General features: G+C 65.3%; 22 protein-coding genes. 2 read left to right on the forward strand and 20 right to left on the reverse strand.

What is annotated here, in order from left to right; all coding sequences use genetic code 11:
• Window positions 1-26 precede the first annotated feature (26 nt).
• On the reverse strand, window positions 27-707 hold the full coding sequence (locus GGD61_RS28865) for a TetR/AcrR family transcriptional regulator (RefSeq protein WP_092254637.1): 681 nt from the start codon (window positions 705-707) through the stop codon (window positions 27-29).
• A gap of 103 nt (window positions 708-810) precedes the next feature.
• On the opposite strand from GGD61_RS28865, the gene GGD61_RS28870 reads away from it, so the two are divergent.
• Window positions 811-1,455, forward strand: coding sequence for a glutathione binding-like protein (locus GGD61_RS28870; protein ID WP_092254634.1), 645 nt, complete (start codon window positions 811-813; stop codon window positions 1,453-1,455).
• Between the two features lie 976 nt (window positions 1,456-2,431).
• On the opposite strand, the gene GGD61_RS28875 is transcribed toward GGD61_RS28870, so the two are convergent.
• The 9 genes from GGD61_RS28875 to GGD61_RS28915 all read right to left on the reverse strand — a co-directional run bounded on the left by GGD61_RS28875 (window position 2,432) and on the right by GGD61_RS28915 (window position 14,340).
• Window positions 2,432-3,736 (reverse strand): TRAP transporter large permease, encoded by a 1,305-nt coding sequence (locus GGD61_RS28875; protein ID WP_092254631.1) that lies wholly within the window; start codon window positions 3,734-3,736, stop codon window positions 2,432-2,434.
• Window positions 3,737-3,767: 31 nt separating this feature from the next.
• Window positions 3,768-4,361 (reverse strand): TRAP transporter small permease subunit, encoded by a 594-nt coding sequence (locus GGD61_RS28880; RefSeq protein WP_183231687.1) that lies wholly within the window; start codon window positions 4,359-4,361, stop codon window positions 3,768-3,770.
• Between the two features lie 10 nt (window positions 4,362-4,371).
• The gene (locus GGD61_RS28885) at window positions 4,372-5,373 is read right to left on the reverse strand and encodes a TRAP transporter substrate-binding protein (protein WP_092254625.1); all 1,002 of its coding nucleotides are present in this window, start codon (window positions 5,371-5,373) and stop codon (window positions 4,372-4,374) included.
• A gap of 34 nt (window positions 5,374-5,407) precedes the next feature.
• Window positions 5,408-7,066: a hydantoinase B/oxoprolinase family protein gene (locus GGD61_RS28890; RefSeq protein WP_092254621.1), complete on the reverse strand. Its 1,659-nt coding sequence runs from the start codon at window positions 7,064-7,066 to the stop codon at window positions 5,408-5,410.
• 2 nt (window positions 7,067-7,068) lie between these two features.
• Window positions 7,069-9,153, reverse strand: a complete 2,085-nt coding sequence (locus GGD61_RS28895) for a hydantoinase/oxoprolinase family protein (protein WP_092254618.1) — start codon at window positions 9,151-9,153, stop codon at window positions 7,069-7,071.
• 141 nt (window positions 9,154-9,294) lie between these two features.
• On the reverse strand, window positions 9,295-10,116 hold the full coding sequence (locus GGD61_RS28900) for an NAD-dependent protein deacetylase (protein ID WP_092254614.1): 822 nt from the start codon (window positions 10,114-10,116) through the stop codon (window positions 9,295-9,297).
• Between the two features lie 77 nt (window positions 10,117-10,193).
• On the reverse strand, window positions 10,194-11,993 hold the full coding sequence (locus GGD61_RS28905; protein ID WP_092254611.1) for a cation:proton antiporter: 1,800 nt from the start codon (window positions 11,991-11,993) through the stop codon (window positions 10,194-10,196).
• A gap of 116 nt (window positions 11,994-12,109) precedes the next feature.
• Window positions 12,110-12,946: an SDR family oxidoreductase gene (locus tag GGD61_RS28910; protein WP_092254919.1), complete on the reverse strand. Its 837-nt coding sequence runs from the start codon at window positions 12,944-12,946 to the stop codon at window positions 12,110-12,112.
• 74 nt (window positions 12,947-13,020) lie between these two features.
• Complete coding sequence (locus GGD61_RS28915) at window positions 13,021-14,340, reverse strand: solute carrier family 23 protein (RefSeq protein ID WP_092254608.1); 1,320 nt, start codon at window positions 14,338-14,340, stop codon at window positions 13,021-13,023.
• A 140-nt stretch (window positions 14,341-14,480) separates the two neighbouring features.
• Here GGD61_RS28915 and GGD61_RS28920 point away from each other — a divergent pair, with 140 nt between their 5' ends.
• Complete coding sequence (locus tag GGD61_RS28920) at window positions 14,481-15,815, forward strand: dicarboxylate/amino acid:cation symporter (RefSeq protein ID WP_092254605.1); 1,335 nt, start codon at window positions 14,481-14,483, stop codon at window positions 15,813-15,815.
• Between the two features lie 186 nt (window positions 15,816-16,001).
• On the opposite strand, the gene GGD61_RS28925 is transcribed toward GGD61_RS28920, so the two are convergent.
• The 10 genes from GGD61_RS28925 to GGD61_RS28970 form a co-directional block, all read right to left on the reverse strand.
• Window positions 16,002-17,615, reverse strand: coding sequence for an ABC-F family ATP-binding cassette domain-containing protein (locus GGD61_RS28925; RefSeq protein WP_183231688.1), 1,614 nt, complete (start codon window positions 17,613-17,615; stop codon window positions 16,002-16,004).
• A 164-nt stretch (window positions 17,616-17,779) separates the two neighbouring features.
• Window positions 17,780-18,127, reverse strand: a complete 348-nt coding sequence (locus GGD61_RS28930) for a RidA family protein (protein ID WP_092254599.1) — start codon at window positions 18,125-18,127, stop codon at window positions 17,780-17,782.
• Window positions 18,128-18,142: 15 nt separating this feature from the next.
• A complete protein-coding gene (locus GGD61_RS28935) occupies window positions 18,143-19,264 on the reverse strand; it encodes an FAD-binding oxidoreductase (RefSeq protein ID WP_183231689.1) in 1,122 nt (373 codons plus the stop codon).
• Complete coding sequence (locus GGD61_RS28940; RefSeq protein WP_092254592.1) at window positions 19,261-20,679, reverse strand: (2Fe-2S)-binding protein; 1,419 nt, start codon at window positions 20,677-20,679, stop codon at window positions 19,261-19,263. The genes GGD61_RS28935 and GGD61_RS28940 overlap by 4 nt, the downstream gene beginning before the upstream one ends.
• On the reverse strand, window positions 20,676-20,972 hold the full coding sequence (locus GGD61_RS28945; RefSeq protein WP_018317731.1) for a (2Fe-2S)-binding protein: 297 nt from the start codon (window positions 20,970-20,972) through the stop codon (window positions 20,676-20,678). The genes GGD61_RS28940 and GGD61_RS28945 overlap by 4 nt, the downstream gene beginning before the upstream one ends.
• Window positions 20,973-21,000: 28 nt before the next feature.
• Window positions 21,001-22,137 (reverse strand): FAD-binding oxidoreductase, encoded by a 1,137-nt coding sequence (locus GGD61_RS28950; protein ID WP_092254588.1) that lies wholly within the window; start codon window positions 22,135-22,137, stop codon window positions 21,001-21,003.
• 8 nt (window positions 22,138-22,145) lie between these two features.
• On the reverse strand, window positions 22,146-22,952 hold the full coding sequence (locus tag GGD61_RS28955; RefSeq protein WP_092254585.1) for an ABC transporter permease: 807 nt from the start codon (window positions 22,950-22,952) through the stop codon (window positions 22,146-22,148).
• Window positions 22,949-23,824, reverse strand: coding sequence for an ABC transporter permease (locus GGD61_RS28960; protein ID WP_092254582.1), 876 nt, complete (start codon window positions 23,822-23,824; stop codon window positions 22,949-22,951). Before GGD61_RS28960 ends, GGD61_RS28955 begins: the two co-directional genes overlap by 4 nt.
• Entirely contained in the window at window positions 23,821-24,861 is a 1,041-nt protein-coding gene (locus GGD61_RS28965) for an ABC transporter ATP-binding protein (protein WP_092254579.1), read from the reverse strand. The genes GGD61_RS28960 and GGD61_RS28965 overlap by 4 nt, the downstream gene beginning before the upstream one ends.
• 26 nt (window positions 24,862-24,887) lie before the next feature.
• Entirely contained in the window at window positions 24,888-25,922 is a 1,035-nt protein-coding gene (locus tag GGD61_RS28970; protein WP_092254576.1) for an ABC transporter substrate-binding protein, read from the reverse strand.
• Window positions 25,923-26,024 lie beyond the last annotated feature (102 nt).

The raw sequence follows: 26,024 nt of genomic DNA on the forward strand, positions 1-26,024 counted from the left end.
TCGCTGCGCTTGTCCGGGACGACAGCCTACTCCTTGCCTCCCACCATCACGTCGATTGCGCCCTTCACGATCGCCTCCAGCTCCTTGCGCGATACGCGCGCGCGCGAGCGGATGGCGATGGTGTGGACGGTGGCTGATGCGATCTGTGCCAGCACGAGGGGGTCGGCGCTCTCCGGCAGCTCGCCGTTCTCCTTGGCGCGGCGGAAGCAGCCCGCAAAAGCCTTGTCGAGCTCGGTGAGACCGTCGAGCACCATGGCGCGAATCTCGGGATCGCCAACGGCTTCTGACGCCGCGGTCACCACCGTGAAGCAGCCGCGCGGGCCGGTCTCGCCCGAGAGATAGATGCTCAGCGCGGAGGCGAAGATGCGCTCCAGCCGCTGACGCACCGGCATCTCCTCGCGGAAGATCGCGGCCATGGAAGCCCGCGCGTCCTCGCGGTAGCGCTGATAACTCTTGATGTAGAGCTCGCGCTTGTCGCCGAAAGCGCCGTAGAGACTCGGACGGTTCATCCCGGTCGCTTCGCTGAGATCATCGAGCGAGGTCGCGGCAAAACCCTGCTTGCGGAACAGGTCGAGCGCCTTGCCGAGTGCAACGTCAGGCTCGTAGGCGCGCGGACGGCCGCGGCGCTTAGGTTGGCCGCGGCGCTCGGGTTGGCCGCGGCCCTCGGGCTCATTGGCAGCAGCTGGCGGCTTCGATTTTTGTACCATTTCGCAAATTAATCCTTGACCGACCTCATATTATGCAAGATGGTACAAAAATCAATCTGGCCAGGTTGAGCGAAATCCCAGGAATTGCCCAAGGAGGCTACAGATGGATCTCTATTTCTCGCCGCTCGCCTGTTCGATGGCAACCCGCGTCGCGCTGTATGAAGCCGGTGCCGAGGCGAACTATCTCGAGGTCGACCCGCCGACCAAGACGGTGCTGAGCGACGGCTCCGATTTCCGCGCCGTCAATCCGATCGGCCTGGTGCCGACGCTGCGCACCGACGAGGGCGTGGTTCTGACCGAGAATGCGGCAATCCTGCAATACGTCGCCGACCGCTTCCCGCAATCCGGGCTGGGCGCCGCAGAGGGCATCGAACGCACCCGCCTGCATCAATGGCTCTGCTTCGTCGGCACCGAGCTTCATAAGGGCCTCTTCATCCCGCTGCTCGACCGCAAGGCGCCGCAGGAGGCCAAGGCCTATGCCCTCGAGAAGAACTTGTCGCGGCTCGACTATCTCGACAACTACCTGAAGGGGCGCGACTTCCTGCTCGACCATTTCAGCGTCGCCGACGCCTATCTGGTCACGGTCATCAACTGGACCATGGCGACGCCGCCGATCGAGCTCGCGAAATGGCCGAACGTGAAGGCCTATTACGAGCGCCTGCGCCAGCGGCCGTCAGTCGCGAAGGCGGTCGCGGAAGAGTTCGAGCTGTACAAGGCCGAGCTCGCGCGCAAGAAGGCGGCGGCGTAAGCCGAGCTGAACACCCCTTCGCTCTTGCTCGCGCAAGTCGCCCCGGTCGACAAGCCGGGACGACGTTTGGCGCGCCTCTCTCGTGTCCCGGACGCGCGGCAGCGTTCTTACGCTGCTGCGCTGCATCCGGGGCACGAGACCGTTGTTGGCGATGGTTCGCAGGATGGGTAGAGCGAAGCGAAACCCATCAACGCCTTTTCCACGTTGAAATATGATGGGTTTCGCAAGGGCTCTACCCATCCCACAGCATCGTTCCATCTGCACACACCTTCGCGTTCTCGCGGCTTGTTCGCCCGAGCTTTGCTGATCTCTTCCGCCCTTTGAAAGCAAGGGCGCAGGGAAGGCCGGGCGCCGGCTGGCACCCGAAGTCCCGCGTGTGCTAAAGAAGCGCGCACGGGGTGGACGACAGGTGACGCCGGGACATCCCGGCCTTCCCTGCGCGGATGGTTTTCACGGTGTCCTTCGTGCTCTCCCCGGGGAGCGATGCACTATTGCCCCCGTCGCCTTGCGGATGCTCGATGCACGCCGGTTGGCGCGACATCTCCGCAGGGCTTGACGCACAGACCCCGGGCGTCAGGACCACACGACTTCTCCGTCCGCGCGCATCCAAGCTGGATTCTCCACGGCTGGCATGCGCTCGCCGTCGAGGCCATTCGAAGACGCTGTCAGCGCCGTGTCGTATCGCGCCTGTCGCTGCTCACGGTTGCCCGCCCTGCAGCCACCATTCGCGCCGACGCCGTCGCGGCCACCGCATCCCGGCCCGCGTCCCGTGACGATCGCGAAACGCCCCTTGTGGCGGGCGGGATGCTTCGGGTTGTACGGCAAAACCGAACTTCTGTAAATTCGAATATTTTTGCGTAGGGATATCGACCCAGCGCTGGCGTGTTTTGCCCGTCGGGCAACACAACGGATGGTAGTTGGGACGAGCCGGGCGGCCTGGCCGGGGAGCTATCGAAAGTCGGCGACGAGATGTCGATTATCCGTACAGCACCCGCGGTAAAATCGTGACGATGCCGGGCCAGAGGGTCAGCAGCAGCACGAAGCCAACCATGATCATGAGATAGGGCATCGTGACGCGCGCGATGTAGCCGAGGCCGTCCTCGGTGAGGCCCTGGATGACGAACAGGTTGAAGCCGACGGGCGGCGTGATCTGGGCCATCTCGACCGCGAGCACGAGGAAGATGCCGAACCAGATCTCGTCGAATCCCGCCCCCTTCACGATGGGCAGCACGATCGGCAAGGTCATCACGATCATCGAGAAGCCGTCGAGGAAGCAGCCGAGGATCAGGTAGAAGACGATCAACACCACGATCAGCATGAAGGGCGACAGGCCGAGCCCCTTGACGAAGGCGGCGACGGCCTGCGGGATGCCGAGAAAGGCCGCGGCATTACCGAGGATCGAGGCCCCTAACACGATCAGCGCGATCATCGAGCAGGTCACGACCGAGCCGATCAGCACGTCGCGCATCACCTGCTGCGACATCGCGCCCTGCGCCCAGGCCACCAGCGCCGCGCCGAGCACGCCGACGGCGGCGGCTTCCGACGGCGTCGCGAGCCCGCCATACATCGAGCCGAGCACGCAGGCGATCAGGAACAATGCCGGCGCGAGATCCTTCAGCGCGGCGAAGCGCTCGCTCCACGGCACCTGCGAGAGTTTGGCTTCCGTCTCCGGCACCATGGTGCGGTCGAGGCTCGTGTGCAGCATCACCCAGGCCATGAAGGTGGCGGCCAGCAGGAATCCCGGCAGCACGCCGGCGGTGAACAGCTTCAGGATCGAGACGTCGCCGAGTACGCCGTAGATGATCATGATGTTGGACGGCGGGATCAGGAAGCCGAGCGTGCCGGCGCCCGCGAGCGAGCCGATCGCGATGTCGCGCGAATAGCCGCGGCGCAGCAACTCGTTGAGCGACATGCGGCCGATCACCTGCGTGGTCGCGGCCGACGAACCGGAGATCGCCGCGAAGATGGTGCAGCCGATCACGTTCACATGCAGCAATCGACCGGGCAGCAACCCCGCCCAGGGCGCCAACCCCTGAAACAGCGAGCGCGACAGACGGGTGCGGAACAGCAGCTCGCCCATCAGGATGAACAGCGGTAGCGCCAGCAGCTCCTGCGTGGTCAGGATGTTCCAGGCATATTGCGGCAACAGCTTGTCGAGCGGGATCGAGCGGAACATCGCGAGCAGCAGCGTCGCGGTGAGCGCTAGCGTGAGGCCGATCCACACGCCGCAGGCCAGCAGCGCAAACAGGATCGCGAACAGGGCGACGACTTCGATGGTCATGCGATCTTGAATCCGGGTGCGGGCGCGGTGGTCATTCGACGGGCGAGGCCTTCATGCGGTGATCCTCCAGCGGCAGGCCGAGCACGGCCTGGATCGCTCGCGCGAGGAACTGGAGCGTCAGCAGCAGCATGCCGAGTGTGACGACGGCTTCCGGAAACCACAGCGGCGTATCGCTGGAGGTCGAGACCTGGCCGCGCGTGTACGCGGCAAAGGCGAACTTCGCCATCGCTGACGTCAGGAACGCCATAAAAGCGAAGCCGGCCAACGCCGAGAGGATCTCGAGCCCGCGCTGCACCGGCACTGGTGCATTCTTCAGCAGCAGCACGACGCGGATGTGGCCGCCGACGCGCAAGGTCATGGCGGCGCCGAAGGTGAAGGAGGCCGCCATCAGATAAGACGAGTACTCCCAGGCAATCGAGATTGTCGGCGGGAAGAACGGCAGGAAGTTCGAGAGGAAGCGCGTTGCGACCTCGCACAGCATCAGCAACGTCAGCATCAACAGGCAACCGCCGCCGATCCAGCCGTCGAGCCGGCCGAGACGGTCGATGCCGTCGAGCAGGATGCGCAGCGGCACTGGTGCCGCCGCATTGAGGCTTTGCGGTGCTTCGGGAGAAACGCTCACCACGATCCCGCCCTCAGCCGCGCTTCATTTCGGCGAGATAGGACCGCACCGGTTTGTCGGCCGCCGGCACGCGCTTGAGGAAGGCATCCAGCTGCGGCGCGGTCTTGGCGCGGATATCCGTCATCATCGCGTCCGAGACCGGCACCACCTCCATGCCGCCCTCCTTGAGGCGGTTGAGGCTGTCGACGTCGGCCTTGAGCGAGTTCGCCCAGAAGCCCGGCTCCATCTTTGCAGCGATATCGCCCACGAGCTTCTGCTGATCCGCGGGAAGCGCCTTCCAGGAATCCAGATTGACGGTGAGCATCTGCGACGACCAGACGTGGTTGGTCGGGTAGACGTATTTCAGGAATTCCCAGAACTTGCCGTCGACGCCTGATACCGACGAGGTGGAGACGCCGGCGACCGCGCCGGAGGCGAGCGCGGGAATCGTTTCGCCCCAGGGGATCATCACGGCGGCCATGCCGACCGCATTCAGCATATCGACCGCATTCTTGTCGGGCACGCGGATCTTGATGTTCTTCAGGCCCTCGACGTCGGCGACCTTCGCCTTGAGGTGCAGATACTGCGTCGGCCACGGCACGATGTAGAGGATCTTCTGGTTGTTGCGCGCCGCGATCTTCTCGTATTCGGGCCGCACATATTTGTGCAGCACCTTCAGCTCGTCCACGGAGCCGCAGAGAAACGGAATGCTCTCGACGCCCATGAAGGGCTCGTCGCCGACCTGCTGGATATTGAGGACGTCGGCGAGCGGCACCAGGCCGTCGCGCACGGCGCGCAAATGCTCGGGTCCCTTGAAGCCGAGCTGGCCACCGGCCTTCACGGTGATCGCGACCGAGCCGCCGGTCTGCTTCTTCACCTCCTCGGCGAAGGCCATCGCGTTCTGAGTGTGGAAATTGCCGTCGGGCCAGACCGTCGACATGTCCCAGCTTGTCGTCGCCGCCCGCGCGCGGGTCGAGATGTGGCCGGCGGCAAGCAGCGTCGCTGCGCCCGCGGTGAAGTTCCGTCGCGTGATCATTGCACCCCTCCGTTGACCCAAGCGCACCGACAAGTCAGCGCGCGTACCCATAAACTGCAGCCGCATTGTCGGCGGACACGAGCCCGCTTTCGATATCGTCCTTGACCGCCGCACGATCGCGCGTCGTGGGAGCACCGATGCCGGCGCCGCCGGGCGTCAGCACCACCAGCCGGTCGTCCGGCGGCACCTGCTGAAATCCTTTTCCACGCAGCTTTTTCCCGGACTTGAGGCCGACATAGCCGGCCTCGCCGTTCTGGCCGCCATCGCGCCCGCGCGGCGGATGATCGATGCGGTCGAACGCCGCCAGGATGTCGAACGGCGCATCGACGCCGCTGCCGACCTCGATGATCTGCCCAAGGCCGCCACGGGTGCGCCCTGCCCCGCCGGAATCCGGACGCAGCTCCTTGCGCCAGAAGATCAGCGGCGTCTGCGTCTCCGCGATCTCGACCGGCGTGCCGCGCACGCCGCTGGGATAGGCGGTGGCCGACAGCCCATCCTTGCCGAAGCGCGCACCGGTGCCGCCATTGGAGGTCACCGCCATCGAGAACCCGTAATTGCCGCCGACGCCGGAGCGGGTCTGGCCGCGGACGTTGAGATTCCACAGGCACGAGGTGCCTTCAGCGGGCACGCGCTCGGGAATGATCTGACGCAGGCAGCCGAACACGACGTCGGGCAGCATCTGGCCGATGATGTGGCGCGAGGCGACCGGCGCGGGCTTGGGCGCATTGAGGATCGCGCCTGCGGGTGCCGACACCGTCAACGGCGACAGCGAGCCGGCATTGTTGGGAATCTGCGACGCCACCACGCAGCCGAGGCCGAACACGGTGTAGGCGGTGGTGTAGGACAAGGGCACGTTGATGCCGAACTTCGAGGCTGCGGACGTGCCGTCGAAATCGACATGGATGCCCGCATCCGAGATCGTCAGCGTCGCCGCCAGCGTCACCGGGGCATCATAGCCGTCGACCACCATGGTGTTGCGCCAGCTGCCCTTCGGCAGCTTTGCGATCTCGGCCAGCACGGCCTCGCGCGAACGGTCGCAGATGTAGTCGCCGAGCTCGTCGAGCGTGTCGATACCGAACTCGGTCATCATCTCGACCAGGCGCTCGCAACCGACGTCGTTGCAGCCGGCCAGCGAATAGGTGTCGCCTTCGGTATCGATCGGCAGCCGCGTGTTGGTGCGGATCATCGCCATCAGCGTCTCGTTGACGACGCCCTGGTCGATCAACTTCAGCATGGGGATGTAGAGCCCCTCCATGAACACGTCGGTGGCGTCGGGGCCGAAGCCAATGCCGCCGATGTCCATGAGATGGCTGGTGCAGGAGAACAGCGCGACCGGTTTGCCGTCCTTGAAACACGGCGTGGTGACGACGAAGTCGTTGAGATGACCGGTGCCCATCCAGGGATCGTTGGTGATGTAGGCATCGCCCTCCTTCATCGTCTCGATCGGGAAGTGGTTGATGAAGTGCTTGACCGATTCCGCCATCGAATTGACGTGACCGGGCGTGCCGGTCACCGCCTGCGCCAGCATCCGCCCCTTGAGGTCGAACACGCCGGCCGAGAGGTCGCCGCATTCGCGCACGATCGGGCTGAAGGCGGTGCGGAGCAGCACCTGCGCCTGCTCCTCGACCACGGCGATCAGCCGGTGCCACATGATCTGAAGGTCGATCAGGCTCGCGCCGCTTGCCTTGCTCATGATCAGGCCGCCTTTCGTTCCATGACGATGCTGCCGGCACCGTCGATATGGGCGTCAAAACTGGTGGAGACGAAGGTGGAGGTCTCGTCCTCCGCGATCACGGCCGGGCCTGCGATGGTCGCGCCCGGCGCCATGTCCTCGCGGCGATAGAGCGGGATCTCGATCAGCTCGCCGGCGCGGCCGTCGAAGAATTTGCGGCTGCCGACAGCCTTCCCTGCGGGCTTGCGCGTGACGGCCGCAACGGTGGGCGGATTGCGCGCCTCGGTGGTCGCGAGCACCGACCAGCTCAGCACTTCGATGGCAGCGCCCGGAATCGGCCGCTCGAACATCGCGGAATAGTCCGCCTCGAACTTCTGGCGCAGGCCGGCGAGGTCGGCCGCGGTCAGCCGCCGGTTCGGCAGCTCGACCGAGATCTCATGGCCCTGGCCGACATAGCGCATGAAGGCGGCACGTCGCTCGCGCACCGGCGCGCCGGCAGCACCAGGCTCGACCAGCGCACGCGCCTCGGTCACCATCTCCTGCAGGAGATCCGACACCGCCTTGGTGTCGAAATCGTCCAGCCGGACGTGACGGCTGCGCACCAGCTCATAGGCGATGGGCGCGGCCAAAAAGCCGACCGCCGAGCCGACGCCGGCATTGGACGGCACGATCACGCGAGAGACGCCGATCTTCTCAGCAACGCGCGCCGCATGCAGCGGCGCCGCGCCGCCGAAGGCGATCAGCGTGTGCTGGCCGACCACCGCGCCGCGCTCGACCGCGTGCACGCGCGCCGCGCTCGCCATGTTTTCGCAGACGACCTCGTGAACGGCATAGGCGGCGGTTTCCGCCGACAGGCCGAGCGGTTCGCCGACGCTGCTCAGCAATGCCTTCTTCGAAAGCTCCGGATCGAGCTTGATCGTGCCGCCCGCAAAGGCGTCGGGATCGATCATGCCGAGCGCTACGTCGGCGTCGGTCACCGCGGGACGCTGGCCGCCGCGGCCGTAGCAGGCCGGCCCCGGCTCGGACGAGGCACTCTCGGGCCCGACGGTGACGCGCTTCATCGCATCGACATGGGCGATCGAGCCGCCGCCGGCGCCAATCTCGACCATCTCGATCACGGGAATACGCACCGGCAAGCCGGAGCCTTTGAGGAAACGCGCGGCGCGATCGACCTCGAACACGCGCGAGGTCTCGGGCTGGTACTTTTCGATCAGGCAGATCTTTGCCGTGGTGCCGCCCATATCGAAGGACAAGACCTTGCTCTCGCCAAGACGCGCCGCGATCTGCGCCGCGAAGATTGCGCCGCCGGCAGGCCCGGACTCGACGAGGCGCACCGGAAAGCGCCGTGCCGTCTCGATCGAGGTGACGCCGCCACCTGACGTGACGAGATAGATGGCGCCGCGGAACTGCTCGACCTGCAAGGCGTCGGCCATGCGGGCGAGATAACCGTCGATCAAGGGTTGCACATAGGCGTTCGCGACCGCTGTCGATGTGCGCTCATACTCGCGGATCTCCGGGCAAACGGCCGAGGACACCGTCACGGAGATGCCTGGCATCTCCTCGGCCAGGATCGCGGCCGCACGTCGCTCGTGCTCGGGATTGGCATAGGAGTGCAGGAAAGCGATCGCAACGCTCGCGACGCCCAGCTCACGCAATTTCGGCGCGAGTGCACGCACCGACGCTTCGTCGAGCGGGAGACGGACCGCGCCGTGGGCGTCGACGCGCTCGGGCACGGTGAAACGCAAACCGCGCGGCGCCAGCGGCCTCGGCTTGTCGATTCCGAGATCATATTGGTCGTAGCGGCTTTCGGTGCCGATATCGAGCACGTCGCGAAAGCCTTCGGTCGCGATCAGGGCCGTCTTGGCACCGCGGCGCTCGATGATGGCGTTGGTCGCCAGCGTGGTGCCGTGAATGAAGACGTCGATGTCGCTGATATGCGCGCGCGCATCGGCGAGAATGAGGCGCATCCCATCCAGCACCGCCTGCTCGGGCCGCTGCGGCGTCGTCAGCACCTTGCGCGTCCTGCGATCCTGACCCACGTCCAGCACGATGTCGGTGAACGTGCCACCGATATCAACGGCAAGCCGCACCTCGGCTCCCTCAAGCATTCCAAATTCTCCGCGCTGATCGTCAAGACTGGGGTCGAAAGCGCAGCAATTTCCGTGCCATGGACGACGAGGACAACGCCGCGCCCGGCCATTCTGCTTGGCACCTATGCAATAGGCAAGACGTGTTCGGCGCTGGCGCGATCAGAGCAGGAATGCAAGCGCCGCCTCGCAGCGCTCCTCGACCTTCAGCGTCAGGAGATCGTCGGCGCGGGTGCGTCCGAGATTGACCGCCGCAATCGGAATATTGCGCTGCGCGGCAGCCTGCACGAAGCGGAAGCCGGAATAGACCATCAGCGAGGATCCGACGACGAGCATGGCATCAGCCTGCGCCAGATGATCCTTTGCAGTGGCGACGATGTCGCGGGGGACGTTCTCGCCGAAGAACACGACGTCGGGCTTGAGGATGCCGCCGCAGGCTTCGCAAGGAGACACCTGGAAGGACGAAAAATCCTCGTGCTCCAGATCAGCGTCGCCATCGGGTGCATCGGCCGCATCGAGCGTCAGCCATGCCGCATTCGCGCGACCAAGCGCGTGCTGAAACTCATCGCGCGGCGTCTTGCGGCCGCAGTCCATACAGCGAACCAGGTCGAGCCGGCCGTGCAGGTCGATCACCTGCCTATGGCCGGCGGACTGATGCAGCCGGTCGACATTCTGGGTCAGCAGCATCCCGCACCGGCCGTTGGCCTCGAGCCGGGCCAGCGCGTGATGCGCATCGTTCGGGCGAGCCTGGCCGAACCGCCGCCAGCCGATCAGGCTGCGCGCCCAATAGCGCCGCCGCGTATGCTCGTCCGACATGAAGGACTGGAAGTTGACCGGCTGGGTCCGCTTCCAGTCGCCGTTGCTGTCGCGATAATCGGGAATGCCCGAATTGGTGCTGCAGCCGGCGCCGGTCAGCACGAACAGCTTTTCGTGCCGGCCGACGAAATCCTGGAGCGGGGAGCTTGCCCGTGGAGCGTTTGCCATGGCGCAGATGTAGTCTGCGCGGGCCGGTTTTGCCAGATCATCGCAGTCCGCGGCGCATAGCGACCCCGGATGGGCGGCTATCGCGGGGATTGGCGGCCGGTGAGATCGAGCGGACGCGCTTTCTCTTGTCCGGCAACGCGGGCGGCTTGCTGCAGCGTCAGCCGGAATTCATCCCGCTTCTCGTGCACCGAGGCTATCGCATGCCCGACCGCAACTCCGAGGCCGACCAGTGCGGCTTCGGAAAGCTGCAGGCTTGCCTCGATGGTTTCCGGCACCGCATCGGTTGCGCCGATCGCATAGAGGTGGCGGGCATGGTCGGCGTCCCGCGCACGTGAAACGATCAGCACATCCGGCCGCACCGCCCGGATCCGCTCGACGACAGCATCGATCGCCGGCCGCGACTGGATGGTAATGATCACACCGGTCGTCTGCATCAGGCCGCAAGCTTCGAGGAAACCCGGTTCCGTCGCGTCACCAAAATAGACCTTGTGGCCGTCGCGGCGGTCGCGCGCCACGGCGACGGCCTCGTGATCGACCGCGATGTAGTTCAGGCCGTGGCTGGTGAGCAGCGAACAGACGACCTTTCCAACGCGGCCGTAGCCGACCACGATGGCCTGCGCCCGGTCGCCGGGCGGCCGAACCGCCAGTTCGGGATCGGGCGAGCGCTCAGGACCCAGCTTCGCGGCCAGTCGGCGTCCGAGCATGCTCAAGAGCGGCGTCAAGGCCATCGTCACCGCGGTGACGGCGACGGCAAAGCTCGACACGCGAGGCTCGATCAGACCGCCGGCCACCGCCATCCCGATGCTGACGAACGCGAATTCACCGACGGGACCCAGCAGGAAGCCGATCTCGACCGCCGTCGCCCAGGACAGCTTGAACAGCCGGCCGAGGAGGATGAGCACGATCGCCTTGCCGACGAGAATGCCGATGACCGCGGCCAGCAGCCAACCAGGCTCGCGCATGAACACGCGGAAGTCGATGGCCATGCCGACCGTGAAGAAGAAGATGCCCAGCAGCAGGCCCTTGAACGGCTCGACGGTGGCCTCGATGGCCTTGCCATACTCCGTTTCCGCCAGCATCAGTCCCGCAACGAATGCTCCGAGCGCCATCGACAGGCCTGCCTGGTGCGCGGCAATCCCTGCGCCGACGATGACGAACAAGGTCGCGGCGACGAACAATTCCGTCGAATGGGTGCCAGCCACCATCTGGAACAGCGGCCGCATCAGCAGCCGCCCGAGCAGAGTGAGGACAGCGACGGCCAGCGCGGCCTTCAGCATTGCGCTGGAGATGTGCGTCAAGACCGAGTCGCCGCTGCCGGCGCCGAGCACCGAGACGAAAACCAGAATGGGAACGACTGCGAGGTCCTGGGCCAGCAGCACCGAGAAGGTCGCGCGGCCGGCAGTGGTCGCAAGTCGTTTCTCAGTGGACAAAAGCTCGAGCACGATCGCCGTCGAGGACAGCGCAAGGCTCGCGCCGAGGATGACGGCCGTATCCGAGCTCTGCCCGGTGAGAAGCGCCGCGCCAAAAATAATGGCGGACGTCGCCAGCACCTGCAGGCCGCCAAGCCCGAACACCAGGCGTCGCATCGTGACGAGCCGCCTGAAAGACAGCTCAAGCCCGATCAGGAACAGCAGGAATACAATGCCGAGATTGGCGATACCCTCGACGTTCTGCGCGTCCGCGACGGTGACCCAGTACAGGAACGGAATGTCCTTGACGAGCGAGCCGAGCCCGAGCGGACCGAGAATGGCGCCGGCGCCGAGATAGCCCAGCACGGGATTGATGCCCCAATGGCGGACGATCGGCACCACGACACCGGCCGTGCCGAGGACCACCAGCGCGTCGCTGTAGGCATTGATGTTGATGCTTGTGGTCACGAGCCCTTCATGTGTCGACGCTTGCCAATAGCGGCAGCGTCGTCCACGGTCGATAGCACACGGCGCCGCAGACCCCTACCCGGACCAACCGCCATCCTCGCAGTCCCAAACCGAGATCAACTCGCCCAGTTCTCGCGAAACTCGGGGAATAGCGTCAGGCCTCCGCAAGCGTAGAGGGTCTGCCCGGTGATGTAGCTCGCATCATCGGACGCGAGGAAGGCGAACACGGCAGCGATCTCCTCCGGCGTGCCGACACGCCCCATGGGAATGTGGCTGGTGACGACGCCGCGCTTTTCGGGATCGCCGGTCCAGGCCGCGTTGATCGGCGTGTCGATCGCGCCAGGCCCGACCGCGTTGACGCGAATGCCGCGGCCGGCGAATTCCAGCGCCAGCGTGCGCGTCAGATTGGCCATGCCGCCCTTGCTGATCGAATAAGCGAGATAGCCGGGTTTCGGGATGATCTGGTGCACGCTCGAGCAGTTGATGATGGAGCCCCCTCCCCCGCGCGCCACGAAATGCGCGAGCGCCTTCTGCGCGCAGAGCACGGCGCCGTTGAGATTGACGTCGATGATCCGGCGATAGGTCTCGATGTCGAGCGCCTCGCTCGGCGATTCCTTCTGGAAGCCGGCGTTATTGACGAGACAATCGAGACGTTTCCAGCGCGAAAGGATCGCCTCGAACATCGCAGCAATCTCTTGCTCGTCGGCGACATTGGCCTTGACGATGCAGTGATCGGGCGCGCCGTGGCCGCGATCACTCGAAGCGGCCCGCGCGAGCGCGAGCGTCTCCTCCGCCCGCTCATCATGCTCGAAATAATTGATGGCGACGGTTGCGCCTTCCTGGGCGAGCCGGATGGCGACGGCGCGGCCAATGCCTTGCGAGGCGCCGGTCACCAGGGCGTATTGGCCAACCAGGCGCGAGGGAAAGGAGGTCGAGCGATCGGTTTGCGGCATGGATTTTCTCCGGGGATGCTCATCATCGACGGACGGCGCGTTTTGTTCCATCCCCTTTCGTGCATCCCTGGGATTCATTCCGCGCGCCGCGCCAGCGGCGAGGTCAGGATCTGATAGAGGATGATGGCGCCAAAAGTTGCGGTGCCGATCCCGCCGATCGTGAACGCGCCGAATTTGAGCGTGAGGTCGCCCGCACCGGCGGTCAGCGCCACAGCGACGGTGATCAGGTTTGCAGGGTTGGCGAAGTCGACCTTGTTCTCGACCCAGATCCGGCCGGCCATCGCCGCAATCAGCCCGAACAGCACGATCGAGAGGCCGCCAATGACGGGCCCCGGGATCGACAGGATCAGCGCGCCGAATTTCGGCGAGAAGCCGAGCAGGATCGACACGATGGCGGCGAAGGCAAACAGCAATGTCGAATAGACCTTCGTCGCCGCCATCACGCCGATGTTTTCGGCATAGGTGGTGACGCCGGTGCCGCCGCCGCAGGCCGCCACGATGGTAGCCAAGCTGTCGGCGAACAGGGCGCGGCCGAGATAGGCATCGAGACTCCGGCCCGTCATGGCGCCGACGGCCTTGATGTGACCGAGATTCTCGGCGACGAGAATGATCGCAACCGGCGCGATCAGGAAGATCGCATCGGCCTGGAATGTCGGCGTGGTGAAGCTCGGCATGCCGAACCATGCCGCGGCTGAGAGTTGCGCGAAGTCGATCGGCTTGCCGAAACCGAGGCCGTTGGCGAACAGCAGGTACAGAAGATATCCGCCGATCGCACCGAGGATGATCGGTAGGCGGCGCCACAGGCCTGGAGCTGCAACGGCAACCACGCCGATGATCAGGACGGTCGCGAGACCGATTCCGGTGTCGAACGCATTCGCGCTCACCGCCTTGACCGCCACGGGCGCGAGGTTGAGTCCGATCGCCGCGACCACAGCACCGGTGACGGCCGGCGGCAGCAACCGCTCGATCCAGCCGACCCCCGACCACATCACGATCAGCGCGATCACACCATAGAGCACTCCGGCTCCGACGATGCCGCCGAGCGCGATCGAAATATTGGGATTCGCCCCCTGTCCGGTATAGCCGGTGGCGGCGATGACGACGGCGATGAACGCGAAGCTCGAGCCGAGATAGCTCGGCACGCGCCCGGCGACGATGACGAAGAAGATCAGCGTGCCGATGCCGGAGAACAGGACGGCGACATTGGGATCGAAGCCCATCAGCAGCGGCGCGATGATCGTCGAGCCCGACATCGCGACGCAGTGCTGGAGACCGGAGACGATGGTCTGGCCCCATGACAGCCGCTCCTCCGGCATGATCACGCCTGAGGTCTTCAACGTCCAACGCGGGAAATAGCCTTGCTGTTGCCGGCCGGAGCCTGATGAAGTCGACATGTTCCCCCCAGTTGCGCTGCAGCGACCGATCTTCGTGCGAACAGACAAAAATGTGATTGTCGCTTCTGCGGCGACCATCACATGATGCAAGCCATGCAAGATCGAAATCACGCAAAATCAATGCGTTCCGGGGCCACTCTATGACACAAGTCGCGATCCAGCCAGCCATCCATCGCCGGCATCAGCCCTGGTACAAGATCCTCTACGTGCAGGTGCTGATCGCAATCGTGCTCGGCGTGCTGATCGGCTATTTCTACCCCGATCTCGGCAAGGCCTTGAAGCCGCTCGGCGACGGCTTCATCGCGCTGATCAAGATGATGATCGCGCCGGTGATCTTCTGCACCGTGGTGCACGGCATCTCCTCGATGGGCGATCTCAAGAGGGTCGGCCGGGTCGGATTGAAGTCGCTGATCTATTTCGAGACGGTCTCGACCGTCGCGCTCGCGGTCGGCCTCCTGGTCGGCGAGATTCTCCAGCCCGGGCACGGCTTCAACATCGATCCCGCCACGATCGATCCGAACTCGGTGGCCACCTACGTCACCAAAGCCAAGGAAGAGGGCATCGTCGCCCATCTGATGGCGATCATCCCCGACAGCTATTTGGGCGCGATCGCGCGCGGCGACCTTTTGCAGGTGCTGCTGATCTCGATCCTGTCCGGCTTCGCCATCGCCTTCCTCGGCAAAGCCGGCGAGCCCATTGCGGACGCGATCGACAAGGCCGCAAAGATGTTCTTCGGCATCATCCGCATCATCGTGCGCGTGGCGCCGATCGGCGCTTTCGGCGCGATGGCGTTCACGGTCGGCGCCTACGGGCTCGGCTCGCTGCTCAATCTCGCCGCCCTGATCGGCACGTTCTATCTCACCAGCATGCTGTTCGTGCTCGTGGTGTTAGGGGCGATCGCGCGGCTCGCCGGCTTCTCGATCCTCCGCTTCATCGCCTACATCAAGGACGAGCTGCTGATCGTGCTCGGCACCTCGTCCTCCGAGACGGTGCTGCCGCAGATGATCCAGAAGATGGAGCATCTCGGCGCCTCGCGCTCGGTGGTCGGCCTCGTGATTCCGACCGGCTACAGCTTCAACCTCGACGGCACCAACATCTACATGACGCTGGCGACGCTGTTTCTGGCGCAGGCGACCAACACGCATCTGACCATCTGGCAGGAGCTCGGCATCCTCGGCATCGCCATGATCACCTCGAAGGGCGCCTCGGGCGTGACCGGAGCGGGCTTCATCACGCTCGCCGCGACGCTCTCGATCGTGCCTGACATCCCGATCCAGTCGATCGCGATCCTGGTCGGCATCGACAAGTTCATGAGCGAATGCCGCGCGCTGACCAATCTGATCGGCAACGGCGTCGCCTGCGTGGTCATCAGCATCTCCGAAGGCGAGCTCGATCGCGAGGCGCTGCACGAGACCATGGCCCATCCGCTCGAGATCGGCGAAGCGCTCGAGCCCGGCGGGAGTGCAGCATCGTAGGTTGCAAACCGGCCGGCTCAGCGCGATTCCGACGCGGTAGTTTCCCGGAGTGGTCAATTGCTGCGGGACGCGTCACAACAGTTGCGTTGGGATCACGGATTGATACTCATTTTTTCCACCCGACGCGCTGGGGGCAGGGCGTCGGGTTTTTGAAAATCACTGCCATATCAGGACCGCCGGGCGGGATCAGACGATCCCGCCATGAGTGCGCAGGACCTTGGCGGCGAGATCGAGCCGTCGCGTGACCCCGATCGCCTGCAAGAACGCTTCATCATGACTGACGACGAGCAGCGCGCCGTCATAGGCCATCAAGCCTGCTTCGACCGCTTCGATGGACTCGATGTCGAGATGATTGGTCGGCTCATCCAGGATCAGCAGCGACGGCGGCGATGACCCGCCCAGCACGCAAGCGAGGCCCGCCCGAAACATTTGCCCGCCACTGAGGCTTCCGGCTGCCTGTAAGGCGGCGTCGGCGCGAAACATGAACCGCGCCAGCGCGGCATGGCATTCGTTCGCGCCCGCCTTCGGATTGAGGCGCCGAAAATTGTCCAGGATGGAGAACGCGGGATCGAGCAGGCTGACCTTCTGATCGAACAGCGCGAAATCCGGCCTGACCCGCAGGGTGCCCGAGAGCGGACGCAGCTCGCCCGCGATCAGCTTCAGCAGTGTCGTCTTGCCGGAGCCGTTGGGCCCGACCAGCGCGACGCGCTCCGGACCGACGACGGCGAATGAGAGATCGCGCAGGACCGGTTGCTCCGGCCGGTAGCCGGCGCTGACGCCGTCGAGCCAAAGCACCTCCCTGCCGGCCGGCAGGCCGGTCGCGGGCAGCTTGACGGAGAGCGGCTGAAGAATTTCGACGCGCCGGCGCGCCTCGTCGACGGCTTGAAGCGCCTCCGCGCGCTGCCGCTCGGCGATTTGTGCGGTCTTGCCGCCGGTATCCTCGCTGCGATCCTTGCGCGCCCCGGCCAGGATGCGCGGCATGTCGCCCTTGGCACGCTTCTTCCTGCCGCCGCTGTCCTTGCGCGCTTTCTTCTCCGCGGCCTCCTGCGCCTTGCCGTCGATCTCGAATAGCCGTCTCTCGGCATGCGCGAGGTCGTGCCTGACGGCAGCGAGCTCGACGGCTTTCTGTTCGCGGTAACGGCTCCAATTGCCGCCGTATCGCGTGGCTCCGAGCGACGTCAGCTCGACAATCGCGTCCATCGTGTCGAGCAGGCGCCGATCGTGGCTGACGACGATCGCGCCGCCGCGCCAGGCCGCGAGGAGATCGATCACCGCTTTGCGGCCGTCCTGGTCAAGATTGTTGGTTGGCTCGTCCAGCAGCAGGAAGTCCGGCTCGGCAAAGACCAATGCGGCGAGCCGAACCCGCGTGATCTGGCCGCCGGACAGCCGCTCCAGTTCGGTCTCGGGAGCGAGATCGAACCCGAGACGTGCAAGGGCGACTTGCAAGCGCGCTTCGAGAGTCCAATCGACCTCGGCGAGGTCGTCGGCCGAAGCTTCGCCGCGCTCAGCCTGGCGAAGCAACGCGAGTTGATCCCGCGCTCCGAACAGATCGGCCACCGTCGCGCCCGCTGAGAGCTGGACATCCTGGCGCAGCAAGCCAACGGATCCGGTGACGGCGACATGTCCCGCGGGGGGACGGTGCTCCCCGGAGATCGATGCAAGCAGCGTGGTTTTCCCGACGCCATTGCGGCCGACGAGGCCGGTCCGCTCGGCGCCGAACGTCAGATCGAGGTTGGAAAAGAGAGAACGGCCGTCAGGCGTGGACAGCGACAGATTCGACAGGATGATTGAAGCAGGCATGGAATTCCCCGTGAGCAAGGCGGATGGGCTTTGCGGTCGGGGTAAAATCCATGGCTCTCGAATGTCCTGATTGAGGGAGCCTCTAAGTATTACCTTCCAAGGGCGAGATCAAGGCACCGCGCGAGGGACGCCGGCGCCGGAGAGCGCCGACGTCCCTGTCGCGTTCAGCCCTTCAGTGCGGTGACCACCACCTCGATCAGCGCGCTGCCGCCGAGATCGGCAACGCCGACCGTGGCGCGGGTCGGCAGATTGTCGCCGAAGAATTCGGTCCAGGCCGCGTCCATCTCCTTCTTCTTGGAGAGATCCGTGACGAAGATCGAGGCGCTGACGACGCGGCTCTTGTCGGTGCCGGCTTCCTTCAGATAGCCGGCGATCTTGCCGAGGATGTTGCGAGTCTGGTCACCCATCGAGACCGAGGTGTCGTCGGCAATGGTGCCGCCGAGGAAGACGAAGCCGTTGGCCTCGACGACCCGGTGCATGATGGGCGTGCGGATGCTGCGGTTGATGCTCATGATGTCCTCTTGTTGCTAGAGCGTAGTGGGATGGAAGCGGTCGATGCCGAGATCACCGACGCGGGTCTGGGTGCCGCCGTTGACGATCAGCTCGGCCATGACAGCGCCGGCGCCGGGGCCGAGCTGAAAGCCGTGCAGCGAGAAGCCGAACTGGTGATAGAGCCCCTTGTGACGGCTGCTCGGCCCGAACACGGGAATATCGTCCTTCATCTTCGCTTCGATCCCGGCCCAGGCGCGGACGATCGTGGCGCTGCGCATCACCGGGAACAGCTCGAACACGGTGCGGGCGCTGATGGCGAGGCTCTTCCAGTCCAGCACCGTCTCGTTGCGATCCTGATCAGGCGTTGCCAGATGGCCGCCGCCGATCAGCACCGTGCCGTTGGAGAACTGCTTGAAGGACAACTTTCGCCCACGCAGGATCACGACGGGGTCGATGAAGTGCGGCACGCGCGAGGTGATCATCAGCATCGGCGCCACGGTCTCGACCGGCACGGGCTCGCCGAGCGCAGCCGCGATCTTGCCGGCCCAGGCGCCGGCGGCGTTGACCAGCACCGGCGCAGCAAAGGTTTCGGTGCCGACATCGACGTGCCAGAGCCCATCGCTGTAGCGGATGTTGCTGGCGGCGACGCCCTCGCGCACGGTCGCGCCGAGCTGTCCGGCCCTGCGGCGGAACGCCGTCGTCGTCTGCGCCGGATTGGCGGCACCGTCGCGGCGTGAGACCACGCCGCCGGGACAGCTTTCAGCCACCGCCGGCACCAGCCGGCGCAATTCAGTCGCGTCGATCAGTTCTTCGTGGGTGAAGCCGAGCGCATTGAGTTCGGCCACGCGCGCGCGGCAAACGCTGAGCTCCTCCTCGTTCTCGGCGACCAGCACCTGGCCGTGGCTCTCGAAGCTGCAATCGTCGTCGAGCAGATCCCTGATCTTCTCCCAGATTCCCATCGAGCGGATCGAAAGCGGAATCTCCGGGATGTGTCGCGCGAGCTGGCGGACGCCGCCAGCATTGACGCCGGAGGCGTGGCGTCCGGCATAATCCTTCTCGATCAGCACCGGCTTGAGGCCGGCGAGGCACAAATGCAGCGCGGTGGAGCATCCGTGGATGCCGCCGCCGACGACGATCGCATCCACGCATCTTGTCATCCGCGCACCACCGCCTTGACGTCAGCCTCGCTCTTCGGAACGGCCGCGAGCTCGGCGAGCGTGATCGGCTTCACCGGCGCGCGCAGCCGGTAATAGCCGATCTCCTGCGGAGTCTTGCCGCGCGCCTGCGCCATCAGCTCGGTGACGGTGAGGCCGCAGAGCCGACCCTGGCACGGACCCATGCCGGTGCGGCGATAGGCCTTAAGCTGGTTCGGCCCGGTCGCGCCGATCGCGACGGAATCGAGGACGTCCTTTGCGGTCACCTCTTCGCAGCGACAGACGATGGTGTCGCCCGAGGGAATCCGGAACTGCGGCGCCGGGCGGAACAGCGTGTCGAGGAAGACGCGGCCGCGCTCGGCCCTGGCGAGATCGGTACGCAACGCTGTCATCGACGGAAGTTTTGCGGCAGCCGCGGGTACCAACGCTTCGACTGCCGCGCGCGCCGCGATGCGTCCGCGCACCACGGCGGCATTGGCACCGCCAATGCCGGCGCCGTCGCCGGCGATCGCAATGCCGGCGACCGACGAATTGCCGCTCGCGTCCAGCACCGGCGACCAGCAGAGTTGCAGATCGTCCCAGCGATGCTCGACACCGGCGGACATCGCGAGGTTGACGTTGGGCACGACGCCCTGATGCAGCAGCAGCAAATCCGCGGGAATGGTGTCGCGCTTGCCGCCGGCAACATAGCTGACGCTGGCGAGCTGGCCCTCGCCAGCCGCCGAGAGCTCCGTGACGCCGGAGACGACCTGCACCTTCGCCTTCACCTCGCGCATCATCGCGAGGCCCTTGGTGAAATAGGGTGAGGTCAGGAAGGCGAAGGCGTGCGGCAGCGCTGCGAAGTAATTGCCGCGCTCGGTGGTGTCGAGGATGCGGTCGATGCGGCCGCCGAGGCGCAGGATCTGCGCGGCGAGCAGCCACAGCAGCGGCCCCTGCCCTGCGATCACCGTGCGGCCATCAGGCACCAGCGCCGATGATTTCAGCATGGTCTGCGCCGCACCCGCGGTCATCACGCCCGGCAGCGTCCAGCCGGGAATCGGAAACGGCCGCTCCAGTGCGCCGGTCGCAAGGATCACGCGCTGCGCCTTGACGAAGGCGGACGCGCCGCCGACCGAGACGGCGATCTCGAGGTTGCGGTCCAGGCTCCAGACCGTGGCACGATGGATGACCTCGGCGCTGGTCGTACGCAGCGCCTGCACGAGATCGGCACCGACCCAATAATCGGCGCCGAGTTGATTGCGATCGGTCACCGGTGTGGACGAAATTGCGCGGAACACCTGGCCGCCCGGGCCGATGTTCTCGTCGAGCAGCAACGTCGAGAGGCCGGCTTCGGCGGAGGTCGCAGCGGCAGCAAGGCCCGCTGGCCCGGCGCCGATCACCACGACATCATAGGCTTCGCGTTTGGGAGCCACAGTCATTTTCCGATCTCCCGCTTGCCCTTCTGAATCTCGATCTGCATGCCCTCGGCGACAGGCACGAGGCAGCCCTGGCGGTTGCCGACACCGTCGATGGTGACGAGGCAGTCGAAGCAGACGCCCATCATGCAATAGGGCAGACGCGGCGCGCCGCTCACCGCAGTCGAACGCCGCGCGTCCAAGCCGGAGGCCAGCAGCGCGGCAGAGACGGTGTCGCCCTGGCGCGCGGCAACGGCAACGCCATCGACGAGGATCTGCACCTGCGGACGTTTGTCCTGTTCGGATCTCTTAAACATGGGATGCCTCGTGGCTCCTTAAAATTCTCTAATAGCCGCTGTTGTTCGCAGCCCCCGCGTCGCCGAACCGGCTGGCGGAGAACGCACCAACCAGCTCCGGCTCGAGCGCGCCCTGTGCGACCATGCGCGCGATCTCGAAGGCATGGTTGGAGGCCAGCGTCACGCCGGAATGGCAGCAGGCGACGAATGCGCCGGGATGCGTCTCCGACTGGTCATAGATCGGAAAACCGTCCTGCGGCATGACGCGGATGCCGGCCCAGCTCCTGACCACGTTGAGCCGCGACAGATGCGGGAACATGCGCTGCGCGCGATCGGTCATCACGGCGCTGATCGAATGCTTCAGCGCGCGATCGTCGAGCTCGTCTTCCTTGCTGTCGCCGATCATCACCGTGCCTTCGTCGGTCTGGCGGATCGTGGTGAGGGGATGCGGCAGGAACGGCATGGTGCGCTCGGTCACCACGATCTGGCCGCGGGTCGGGCCCATCGGCGCGTAGAGGCCGACCATCGGCGCCAGCGTCTGGTTGGCATTACCGGCGGCGAGCACGATCTTGGCGGCGCGCAGCTCGCCCTGCGGCGTGGTCAGGCGGAATTCGCCGCCGCTCTTGCTGATCGCTGAGACCGGACGCTCCGGGAAATAGTCGATGCCGAATGCCCTGAAGCCGGTGTGGAAGGCGCGGAACGTGCGCAGCGAATTGACGTGGCCGTCGAGCGGGCAATAGCTGCCACCGGAAACCTCCGGTCCGATCAGCGGCAGCGACTTCTTCACCTCGGATGCGGAGAGCATCTCCATCTTGTAGTCGGCAGCACCGGCCTGGTTGTGCATCCGCTTGACCAGCTCGGTTCGCTGGCCGAACTCGTCCTCGCCGAGCGTGAGGTGAAAGCCGCCATTCTGCTGAAGCGAGACATCAAGGCCGGTCTGTTGCTTCAGCTCGGAAGCAAGCCGGCCCCAAGCCTGCGACGCCTGCACGGTCCAGACCGTATAGGCGGGCATGCCGAGGCCCTTGCTCTGCACCCAGACCAGCGCAAAGTTCGCACGCGAGGCGCGCTTGGTGATGTCGCCTTCGTCGAGCACGGCAACCTTCTTGCCGAGCCGGCCGAGGCCCCAGGCAATCGCGGAGCCGAGCAACCCGCCGCCGATGACGGCGACGTCGTAATCCGTTTGCATAAGTTCTCCTATCGCCCCGTATCGCCTTTGCCGGCGAGCACGCGGTCGAGCCCGTAGAAGCGGTCAAGCAGAATGAGAGCGGTCATGGTCACAGCGATCACGCAGGCCGAGACCGACGTCACCAGCGGATCGATGTTGTCCTGGATATAAAGGAACATGCGCACCGGCAGCGTCTCGGTGCCGGGTGCTGCAAGGAAGACGGTCATGGTGAGATCGTCGAAGGACTGGATGAAGGCGAGCGCCCAGCCGCTGATGACGCCGGGCAGGATCAACGGCAGGGTCACGCGGCGAAACAGCGTCCAGCCGCCGGCGCCGAGCGAGACCGCCGCTATCTCGACGGTGCGGTCCATGCCTGTCGCGGCCGCAAGCGTCAGCCGCAGCGCGAACGGAAACACGATGATGACATGCGCGATGATCAGCGCGGCAAAACTGCCGCCGAGGCCGGCCGAGGTGAAGAAGCGCAGGAAGGCGATGCCGAGCACGACATGCGGGATCATCAGCGGCGAGAGGAACAGCGCGGCCAGCGCATCACGGCCGCGGAATCGATAGCGCGCGATCGCCAATGCCGCCGGCACCGCGAACAGCAGCGCGACGAATGATGATAGCGCACCGAGGCCAAGGCTGACCCAGAAGGCGTGGATGAATTCGGGATAGTTCGCGATCGTCTTGAACCAGCGCAGCGAGAAGCCGTTGGTCGGCAGTGACAGGAAGCCTTCTGGCGTGAAAGCCACGAGGCAGACCACCAGGATCGGCGCCACCATGACGATGACGAAGAAGGTATGGAAGATCAGCGCCAGCGGGCCGTTCCGTCTCATCGGAACACCTCGGCATAGCGCCGCTCGATCAGCGCGTTGCTGCCGACGACGATCAGCACCAGCGCGACCAGCAGGAGCGTGGCGACCGCCGCACCCAGCGGCCAGTTCAGCGTGTTGAGAAATTCGTCATAGGCGAGCGTCGCCGCGACCTTGAGCCGGCGGCCGCCGATGATTGCGGGCGTTGCAAACGCGCTGGCCGAGAGCGAAAACACGATGATCGCACCCGACAGCACACCCGGCATGATCTGCGGCATGATGATCCGCCGGATGATGGTGGCGGGACCCGCACCGAGCGACATCGCGGCATTCTCGATCTGCGGATCAAGCCGCTGCAGCGCAGCCCACACCGACAGCACCATGAACGGCATCATCACATGGGCGAGCGCAATGATCATGCCCGTCTCGGTAAACATGAAGGGAATTGGGGAACGCATCACCCCAAGCGACATCAGGAGCTTGTTGACGAGGCCGTTGTTGCCGCCGAACAACAGCGCCCAGCCCAGCGTGCGCGCCACCACGGAGATCAAGAGCGGTCCGAGAATGACAAGCAGGAAGAAGCTCTTCCAGCGCCCGCTCATGCGATTGAGGATGTAGGCTTCGGGCGCCCCGAGCAGCGCGGTGAGCAGCGTGGTCAGGATCGCGATGCGAAAGGTGCGCCAGAACATCTCGGCGTAATAGGGGTCGGTCGCGATCTCGTGCCAGTTCTTGAGGATGAAGACCGGCTCGATGCCCTTGTATTGGCCCCAATCGTGGAACGACAGCATCACCGTCATCGCCAGCGGAATCAGCAGCACGCCGACGAACAGCATCAGGGCGGGCGCCGTCAGCGCCCACGGCGCACGCGCGCTGCGCTCCTCGGCGACCGCGCTCATGCGAGGGCCCTCGCGCGCACACTCATGTCCTCGGGTCGCCAGGCGAGGCGAACCGCCTCGCCTTCGGCCGGCTGCGCCTTGCCGTCATTCTGGCGGATCACGATCGCGGGGCCGCATTCGCTGTCGCACTGGAACAGCCAGTGATTGCCCTGGAAGATGCGCGTGACGATCTTTGCGCTGAGGCCGGCATCGCCGAAGCCGATTCTTTCAGGACGGATGCTGACAGTGACGGGGCCGCTGAGGCCCGCCGGTGCCGGCGCACTCCAGGAGCCCGCCGTCACCCGCGCTGGCGTGGCGGTCCGATCGACCGCCGCGGCAAAATCGTTGGTCTTGCCCAGGAACTGCGAGACGAAAGCCGAGGCCGGCTTCTCATAGGTCTCCTGCGGCGTGCCGATCTGCTCGATCTTGCCCTGGCTCATCACCACGATGCGGTCGGACAACGACATCGCCTCGTTCTGGTCGTGCGTGACGAGAATCGTCGTGGTGCCGATAGTGCGCTGGATCTGGCGCAGCTCGATCTGCATCTCCTCGCGCAGTTTTGCGTCGAGGTTGGACAGCGGCTCGTCGAGCAGCAGCACGCTCGGCTTGATCACCAGCGCGCGGGCGAGTGCCACGCGCTGCTGCTGGCCGCCGGACATGCGGCGGGGATGACGGTCCTCAAAGCCGGCGAGGCCGACCATCGCGAGCGCGGCACGAACGCGCTCGGCTCGTTCAGCGCGCGGCACGTTGCGCATCTCGAGACCGAAGGCGACGTTCTCCGCCGCCGTCATGTGCGGAAACAGCGCGTAGCTCTGGAACACGATACCGAGCCCGCGCTTGGCCGGATGGATCGCGGTCAGGTCCTTGCCCTCGAGGCGGATGGCGCCGCGCGTGGGATCGAGGAAACCCGCGATCATCTGCAACGTCGTGGTCTTGCCGCAGCCGGAAGGGCCGAGGAAGGAGATGAACTCCCCCTTCCTCACGGCGAGACTGAAGTCGTCGACTACAGTCTGCGCCCCGAATTGCTTGGCGACCCGATCGAGCTCGAGATAGGCCATACGCTGTCTCCGCTGCGACGATCAGGTCAACGCTCGACCTCGCGGTTCCAGCGCTTGGTCCACTCCTCGCGCTTCTCGTTGATGACGGTCCAGTCCGGATTATAGAGCTTGGCCGCACGCTCGCCGATCGGCGCCATCTTTCCGAGCTCGGGCGGGATCACCAGCGACTTCAGCACCGGGCCGTAGCCGTAATCCTTCAGCATCACGAGCTGGATCTTGGGGTCGAGCAGCATCTTGACGAAGCTTGCTGCCAGCGGCGAGGCGTTGGGCTTGGTGATCGGACAGGCGGTCGTCAGCAGCGTCGCGGCACCTTCCTTCGGGTAGACGAAGTCGACAGGGAAGCCGGTGTTGGCAAAGCTCTGCACGCGGCCGGTGCCCCACACCGCGATCACGGCCTGGCCGGACTGGAACAGCTCGGTCATCTTGCCCGGCGACGGCTCGTAGGCGAGCACGTTCGGATTGATCTGTTCCTTGAAGATCTTGAAGCCGGAATCGACATTGGTCTCGCCGCCGCCGTTCATCTTCGACAGCATCACCAGGGCTTCCAAACCGTAGGTGTTGTTGATCGGTGGGATCACGAGCTGCTTGGCGTATTTCGTGTCCTTCAGGTCGTTCCAGGAGGTCGGCGGCGCCCAGCCTTTCTCCTTGAACACCTTGGTGTTGTACATCAGCCCGGTCGCGACGATGCCGATCGCAACCGCGCGATCGTCCTTGAAGCGCGCGGTGTCGTAGAGATCGGCCGGCAGGCCGTCGAGCTTGCCGCAGAAGCCGAGCTGGATCGCCTGGTACATCGGGCCGTCATCGACGATGGCGACGTCGATCTGCTGATTGCCCTTCTGCGCCTGGAGTTTTGCCAGCGTGTCGGTGGAGTTGCCGGCAACGTATTCGACCTTGACGCCGTTCTCCTTCTCGAAGGCAGGGATCACCTCATCGCGGATCGTCTTCTCGAACGAGCCGCCATAGCCGGCGACGTAGAGCGTCTTTTGCTGGGCCGAAGCGACTGAGGGGGCGGCAATGAGCGCTGCGATGCTGACCGCGGTCAGAAGGCGAAGAGTCTTCATGTGGACCGATCTCCATACCGGAATGAGGTGACGTGCCGACGAGTCTCGCTGGCTGAAGCCTCTTCCGCATTTCCTTCCGCGCAATCCCGCTCCAAACAGGGC

This window comes from Bradyrhizobium sp. SBR1B (assembly GCF_014198205.1).
Taxonomy (GTDB): domain Bacteria; phylum Pseudomonadota; class Alphaproteobacteria; order Rhizobiales; family Xanthobacteraceae; genus Bradyrhizobium.